The organism is Paraburkholderia sp. (genome assembly GCF_035501035.1).
GTDB lineage: Bacteria > Pseudomonadota > Gammaproteobacteria > Burkholderiales > Burkholderiaceae > Paraburkholderia.
This window is the reverse complement of the sequence record NZ_DATJWR010000278.1, coordinates 66,640-73,877: the sequence shown is the minus strand read 5'-3', so window position 1 is coordinate 73,877 and position 7,238 is coordinate 66,640. Positions and strand designations below refer to the sequence as shown.

Below are 7,238 nucleotides of genomic sequence, written 5' to 3'. Positions count from 1 at the left end.
GTAACGTCGAAATCGACGCCGCTCACGAACCACGGATCGCTGATACCCAGTGCGGCTTCGAACAGCTTGCTCTGCATCACTTCCCTTCGTCTTGTCTACAAAAAACGGAACGATACCACCCACTCAAAACTCAAGAGAAGCTCATTTTTCAGTCTTGGCGAGGAAGATGCGTATACGTGCGGGACTCTCCTGTCTGTTGACGCAGGCGGCGTGCCCAACTCATGCGCATCAAGCTAACGAAATCCTTACCGTATCAAGACTGACCCGCTTGCGCCGGTGCTTCATGCGCGGCCCCCGCAGCCTCCGTCGTCACCTGGCCACGCTCGACACGATGCACCACCACCCCCAGATGATCCGCGGACTTCTCGGTCAACCAAGGCTCCTTGCTGATCGCCGCTTTCAGGTCGGCGTATCCGGCCGCGCGGCGCTCGACGATCGATTCACGCGAAAACTCGGCATCACTGCCGGGCACCTGATCGGGACCAGGACTATAGACGACATGTACGATGTCGAGCCGCTGAAAAGCGGGAGCCTTTGGCAGGCTCGCGCCCGTTGCGGCATCGTGCGTCCCGAGCTGTTGCACGGCCTGACTGAGCCTCGCGCGTGCCACTGACGTGTTGATGTGATAGCGGCTGCGGCTCGCGTACTGGATCTGCTTCGCGCGCCAGAGCACCTCGTTCATGTTTCGCGGCGCCCTGCCCGCGAGGTTCCACAGGTCGATCACGAACACGACGAGATGTGCATGCCCTGAACGGGCGACGATCTCGTCGAGCGGCGTGTTCGATACGCAGGCGCCATCCCAGTACAGCCGACCGCCGATGGGTGTCGCCGGAAAGCCCGGCGGAAGCGAACCGCTTGCGAGCACGTGCGACGGCCCGATGCTCTCGCGATCGCTGTCGAAGTAACGGGCGGCGCCTAATTCGACATCGGTTACGCCAAGACTCAGCCGGACCGCCGAACCGCGCGCGACCGGAAACGTCGCGAAGCGCTGCAGCGTGGCCAGCACCGGTGTGGTGTCGTAGAAGCTCACGTCCTGCGAAGGCGCGACGGGCAGAAAGAGAGAGAAGGGATTACGCCGTGCGAAGAAGTCGGGCTGCCCGAACACCACCGCATTGGCGTAACTCACCATGTTGTGCCAGTAACGCAGCGCGGTGGCATGCTCGGGCAGAAAAACATCGGGACGCGAAATGGCGTCCCAGAACCCTGCCAGCCGCTCGACGCGATCCTCCGGGCGATTACCCGCGATCATGGCTGCGTTGAAGGCACCGATCGAAATGCCGCATACCCAGTCAGGCAGTAGATGAGCTTCAGCCAGTGCCTCATAGGCGCCGATGTGGTAGGCACCGAGACCGCCGCCTCCTTGCAAGGCAAGTGCGATAGCAGGCGGCGCACCGCGCGAAGGCGACGCGTTAGTTGTGGCCATACAGAACCTCCGGCTTCCGGTTACGAACGTGCGCTCTCTGCGAAGGGCCCCATGATACGGCGATTGGCGTCGTCGCGGCCGGCCGCTGCGCGCGACGTGCTGACTCGCCGCTTGCGTTACCCACTTCGCATCGCGCGCCCAGTTGACAGGAACGCTTCGAAACGTATCGTTGCCACCATGAATAACATAGCATACCTAATTAAATTATCTAATTTGTGTGGCTAAGTCAGAAATATGGCGTTGCAGCATCCCAATGTCCAGCGTGGTTACCAGAAGTCATGTTGGTAGCCGAATTTGAACTGCAAGTCTTTCCGTGTGAATTTGGTCAATGCGGTAAGGTCGTCTATCGCCACTATGCGTCGACTCGAAATCGCAGCAAAGTCTTCTCCGCTTACTTGCAATAGCTACCTATCGACCAGATCGGCAATATCCATGATCAATCGGAAACCGATTCTGAGCGCTCAGGGAATATCGCGGCGCGATTTTACCGGCTCCGACTGCCCGATCCGCCATACGAGATTCTCACGCGCACGGTGCTCGCAGCGCGCGTAGAAGAAGTCCGTGTGATAGATTCGCGGTCGCGCGAGCAGGCTGCCCAGAATCCTGCGCTCCTGAAGATCGTATGCACAGTCGTCGAGGTCCGATCGTTCTGCCCTCAGGCGCACGCCATCCTCGCGAAACCGGCTGCGCGTCGCGCCAAGCACCGCGAGGTCGATGTCGCACGTGAAGCAGCCATCCAGCTCGTGCGGCACATGGTTGTGTTGGGTCGCGAGGATCATCTCGCAGATGCGCTCACGCAACGCGATGCGATCGCCAGCCCAGCGCCTGAACCAGTCTGCGCTGCGCTGCTCGTTGTCTCGTGCGCCAGGCATGTAGAACACGTCGTGGCACCACAGCGCAAGCTCCACGACATCGGGATTCGGAATGGCGCTACGCGCCAGGTCGAAGTCGCGAAGGCAACGCCGTATATGACGCAATGTGTGATAGTGGCGCGCCGGGTCCCCGTAGCATTCCACGAGATCCGCATAGACGGCCTCGGCGCGCGCCCCCCCATTGCGCGACCATAATTCGACGAAGCGTGCCTGGGTCCGGTTCATCGTTGCTCCTTTGCTCGCCGCGCGCCTTCAAGGCTGCGAGGCGCCGCAATCATCACGACGCTCAGAGAAACTCCTCGCGAATGTCGATGCTCGATTGCTGGCCGATATTCAAGTAATGCTGCGCAAGCCATGCATCGGCTTCTCGTCGGCCGCAGTCGCGCAGTTCGCACAGAAAGCCCCAGTCCGCGTTGTACTTGCTGGACACGCCAAGCGCGCACATCGCGTCGTCGGAACGGATCGAATGGATCAGCATCTCCTTCATCTCGTCGCGATCGACCTTGCCTTGCTGGATCAGCTCCGTGACGAATGCAATCGCGCGCATTTCGCGCATCAGCGACGAATTGAAGCTGATTTCGCTGACCCGGTTCAATATCTCGGCCGCCGTGACCGGCACGCCGCGGCGCACGAGCGGGTTGATATGAACGATCACCACATCGCGCGTCTTGCAGTGGTAGATCAGCGGATAGATGGCCGGGTTGCCCATGTAGCCGCCGTCCCAGTAGTGTTCGCCATCGATCGCTACCGCATGGAACAGCGTCGGCACGCATGCGGATGCCAGTACGGCGTCCGCGCAAACGTCCTCTCCCGTGAAAAGTCGAATCTTCCCCGTTTCCACGTTGGTCGCGCACAGGAAAAGCAGGATCGGACACTCTCTGCGCAGTGCTGCAAAATCCACCTGGCTTTCGAGCACTTCACGCAGTGGATTCAGGTTATGCGGATTGAACTGATATGGCGAAAATACACGCAGCATCATGTCCGCGAACGCGTAGAGCGGCGAATGATCGAGTCCGAAGCTGTGCGTTCCCTTCATCCACGGCACCCAGCGCAGCGGGTTGTAGCGCTCGGCCGATTCCGAAACCGCATGCCAGAAGTCGTGCAGCGCCTGGCGGGCGCCGCCCTCACCGCCCTTCAGCAACCCGTAGGCAAGCACCGCGCCATTCATTGCGCCGGCGCTAGTCGCACTGACGCCTTCGATCGCGAGCCTGCCGTCTTCTAGCAGGCGGTCAAGCACGCCCCATGTGAACGCGCCGTGCATACCGCCGCCCTGCAAGGCCAGCGCGATCGGCTTGGGCGCCACGTGGTCGTGATGCCTGCCTTGCGTGGTCGCCATATGCCCTCTCCTCCGCTGGTACGGATCGACCGCGCGCGGCGGCCAATCGATCACATGCCCATAGCGGCCAGCTCATCAAGCCGCGCTTTGGCCTGCTGCAAGTCCGCAGTTCCAAATCCTTCCGTGAAAGCCTCATAAACCGGAGCCAGTATCTGGCGAGCTGCACTCGTCTTTCCTTGCTCCATATAGCGTCCCGCGAGACTCAGCGCCGCGCGGAGTTCGAGCGATCTGGCGCCCCGGCGGTGAGCAATTGCGATGGCCTCGTTGAAATTTTGCTGGGCCGCATCGCGGTCCGCGGCGGCGACTGCCGGGAAACCAGCAGGAAGCAGCTGCAGTTCGCCTCTGAGGCGATACAGTTCCGGCTCGTGAAAACGTTCGTCCGACGCTTTGCACGCGGCCATTGCCTCGGCCAGCGCGTCCAGGCCTGCTTCGCGCTGGCCAGCCCTTCCATAAGTTTCAGATAGCAGTGCCAGGAAGTACGAGCGACCCAGTCGTGCCCCTGTCGCCTCATAGTCGGCGAGACCCTGGCGCACCCGGGCAATCCCCTCTTCTTTCTCACCCGCCTCGGCCAGCGCCCATCCGTGAAGCATGGTTGCCCACGCGAGAATCATGGGAAACCCCTGTTCTGTCGCAAGGGTGATGGCCGCCTCGGCACAGTCACGGGTCAGCGCGGCCTCGCGGCGCAATTGATGAAGCTCGGCCTTGAAAAGGAGCGTTTGTGCGAGACTGACCAGCTCGTGCTTTGAGCGGTCGCGAGTGAGCGCCAGCTCGGCATGCCTCAGCGCCTCATCCGGAAAGCCCATGTGCCATAGAACCAGGCCCAGGCTGCCGCCTACGCTTCGAGGATCCCGGCCGTGCGCAACGATCTCCTCATCGAATTGCGCAGCATCTTGCCGCAACAACAACTTCCCCAAGCCAGCAAGGTAGGCATGTGCGCAAGCCAGCTCGCCGAGCCTGAATGCACTCATTCCCAGCAAATAGTGCGCCTCCATGACTTGCGTGGGATTGTGCGCGCGCTCCGCCTCTTCGAGCAGCCTCTCGGCGATCTCTTTGGCCGTTTTGTATTCCGCTCTCAACTGATAAAACATCCGCAGACCCGTTTGAGCCCGGAAAAGATGCGGTGTTTGTCCGGCCTGCCTGCACAGCTCCAACGCACGTGTGTATGTGGCCTCCACTTCGGGCGAGGCCCATCCCCTTGCGGCCATCAAGGCTGGGCCGATGGCAAGCCGCAATGCGAGTTCCCGTTCGGCGCGTTCGGGCGTTTCCGGCAGACCTCCGAGCAGATCCAGCGCCATGCCGAGCTGACGAATCGCTTCGGAGTTCGCTGAACGTTGCCAGGCCTGTTGGCCGGCGCTTTGCAGATACTCGACGGCTTTCGGTACATTGCCGCTCAGGCTATAGTGGTGCGCGAGTTCATTCCAGTAGTCCTTGAGACGGGAATTGAAAAGCGTCTCGATCGCCTGGCCGATACGTTCGTGCAGCGAGCGGCGCCGCTCGGCAAGCATCGAATTGCCCGCCACTTCCTGCGTCAACGCATGCTTGAACACATACTCCACCGAGGGGAAAGCTGGCAGCTCGTAAACGAATTCGCCTGCTACGAGGTGCGATAGAAGCGCATACAGCTCATCGTTGGGCAGGTCGACGACACCCTGAACAAGGTTTGCCGGGAACGTCTTGCCAATCACCGCGAGCGTCTGCAGCAAATCCTTTTCTGCCGCCGGCAACCGGTCGATGCGCGCAGCGAGCACACCCTGCACAGTGGTCGGGATATGCAGCGCCACAGGTATCGATTCCATTCGGTAATGGCCCGGCTCGCCCACGAGCACACGCTCCTCGACCAAAGTTCGCACCACTTCTTCGATAAAAAACGGATTGCCTTCAGTTTTATCGAGGACGTGCTGCTTCACGGCAACGAGCGTCCGGTCGTCGCCGACGAGTGCGCTGATGAGACCCTGGGCATCGGCACGCCCGAGCGGCTCCAATACGAGGCGGGTATAACCGGTGTGATCGCCCCAATCATGCTGATACTCCGGCCGATAGTTCAGCAGCAACAGAATGCGGGCACTTGATACGCAATCAACAAGGTAAGAAAGGAAAGCCTGCGTCTCGCTGTCGAGCCACTGAAGGTCCTCGAACACCAGGACAACGGGCTCATTCACACTTTCGCGCACGAAGAGACGCGTGATCGCTTCGAACGTGCGGTCCCGCCGGATTTGCGAATCCATTTGCGCAAGATCCGGGCTCGGCTCGCCGATCGCGAGCAGGTGGAGCAAATACGGCACGCCGTCTTCGAGATCGCGCTCGAGGGCAAGGACTCGGCCCGTGACCTTTTCCCTGCACCGTCGTTCGTCATCCTCAGAGGAGATTTGAAAGTAGTTTTTCAGCAGTTCGATGAGCGGCAACAATGCGAACGACTTGCCGTGTGAAACAGAGAACGTCTCCACGACGAGGCAGCCGCGTAGCGTCGAGTTCTTGAACTCATGAAAGAGCCGCGATTTCCCTACGCCCGCTTCGCCGATTACTCCAACGACACAGCCTTGCCCGCCGCTGGTCGAAGCGAGCGCCCCGCGCAATGTCTCGAGTTCTGCATGGCGCCCGACGAACCGCACCAGCCCACGCTGCTCGGCGACCTGCAGACGCGTGCGCAACGCGCCCGGCCCATGCACCTCGTAGACGGCGAGCGATTCGGCGATTCCTTTCACCTGTGCCTGCCCCAACGCCTTGAATTCGAAATATCCCTCGGTCAGCCTGTAGGTGGACTGGCTGACGAGTATCGATGCCGGTGTGGCAATCGCTTCCATGCGCGAAGCAATGTGGATCGTATTGCCTACAGGGTCATAGTCCGTTTGCAAGTCGTTCTTGTAGATGGCGCGCATCACGACTTCCCCGGTATGGACGCCCACCCGGATTTGCAATGGAATGCCGCGCTCGAGGCGAACGCGGTCGCTGTGACGGCGCATCGCCTGCTGCATTCTCAGCGCCGCATAGAGCGCCCGCTGCGGATGATCCTCGTGAGCAATCGGCGCTCCGAACAAGGCGAGAATGCCGTCGCCGAGCAGTTTCGCGACGAAGCCCTCGTAATGATGAACCGCCTCCATCATCAGCTCCAGGACGGGAGCGATGAGCCGGTGGGCATCTTCCGGATCCAGACGGTAGATCAGCGCGGTCGAGCCGGCCATGTCCGCAAACAATGCGGTAATGGTCTTGCGTTCACTGACGGCCTTGCCGCGGGCTTCGAGGGCCGCCTGCGCAGCGAGGATTTGCTCGGCGAGGTGCGAGGGCGTGTAATCGATAGGAGAAGGAGTCGATCGCGTGTGAGCAACGACGGTTCCGCACTGCTCGCAGAATCTGGCGCCCTCGCGGCACTCAAAGCCACAATTTGTGCAGCGCATACTGCCCCCGATCTCGTGGGACGCCCTCCGTATCAATTAAAAGCGCAATCTAGCCACGCATCAAGTTGGCTGCGCTGCATTTTTTGCGGGTTATCGTCACACGAATGAGCGGCGCACTGCGGCCTCGGCAAGACACGCAGATCAAGCGCCAGATCGATCGCCCCGTGACCGGGCGACACGATGAGGCAGACGCGTGAGCGGCAGCATGCTCAGAT

Annotated in this window: 4 protein-coding genes; all 4 read right to left on the bottom strand. The window is 60.9% G+C overall.

The window, feature by feature from the left end; all coding sequences use genetic code 11:
* Positions 1 to 253: 253 nt before the first annotated feature.
* The 4 genes from VMJ11_RS20710 to VMJ11_RS20695 all read right to left on the bottom strand — a co-directional run bounded on the left by VMJ11_RS20710 (position 254) and on the right by VMJ11_RS20695 (position 7,023).
* Positions 254 to 1,423 carry a patatin-like phospholipase family protein gene (locus VMJ11_RS20710; protein WP_325621263.1) on the bottom strand — a complete coding sequence of 390 codons (1,170 nt, stop codon included), beginning with the start codon at positions 1,421 to 1,423 and terminating at the stop codon, positions 254 to 256.
* 461 nt (positions 1,424 to 1,884) lie between these two features.
* Entirely contained in the window at positions 1,885 to 2,520 is a 636-nt protein-coding gene (locus VMJ11_RS20705) for a hypothetical protein (RefSeq protein ID WP_325621261.1), read from the bottom strand.
* A 61-nt stretch (positions 2,521 to 2,581) separates the two neighbouring features.
* Complete coding sequence (locus VMJ11_RS20700) at positions 2,582 to 3,631, bottom strand: patatin-like phospholipase family protein (protein WP_325621259.1); 1,050 nt, start codon at positions 3,629 to 3,631, stop codon at positions 2,582 to 2,584.
* Positions 3,632 to 3,681: 50 nt separating this feature from the next.
* A complete protein-coding gene (locus VMJ11_RS20695) occupies positions 3,682 to 7,023 on the bottom strand; it encodes an adenylate/guanylate cyclase domain-containing protein (protein ID WP_325621257.1) in 3,342 nt (1,113 codons plus the stop codon).
* Between the last annotated feature and the right edge of the window lie 215 nt (positions 7,024 to 7,238).

Coding starts and splice junctions, on each gene's coding strand:
- VMJ11_RS20710 (WP_325621263.1), bottom strand. CDS start 1,423: ATGGCCACAACTAACGCGTCGCCTTCGCGCGGTGCGCCGCCTGCTATC.
- VMJ11_RS20705 (WP_325621261.1), bottom strand. CDS start 2,520: ATGAACCGGACCCAGGCACGCTTCGTCGAATTATGGTCGCGCAATGGG.
- VMJ11_RS20700 (WP_325621259.1), bottom strand. CDS start 3,631: ATGGCGACCACGCAAGGCAGGCATCACGACCACGTGGCGCCCAAGCCG.
- VMJ11_RS20695 (WP_325621257.1), bottom strand. CDS start 7,023: ATGCGCTGCACAAATTGTGGCTTTGAGTGCCGCGAGGGCGCCAGATTC.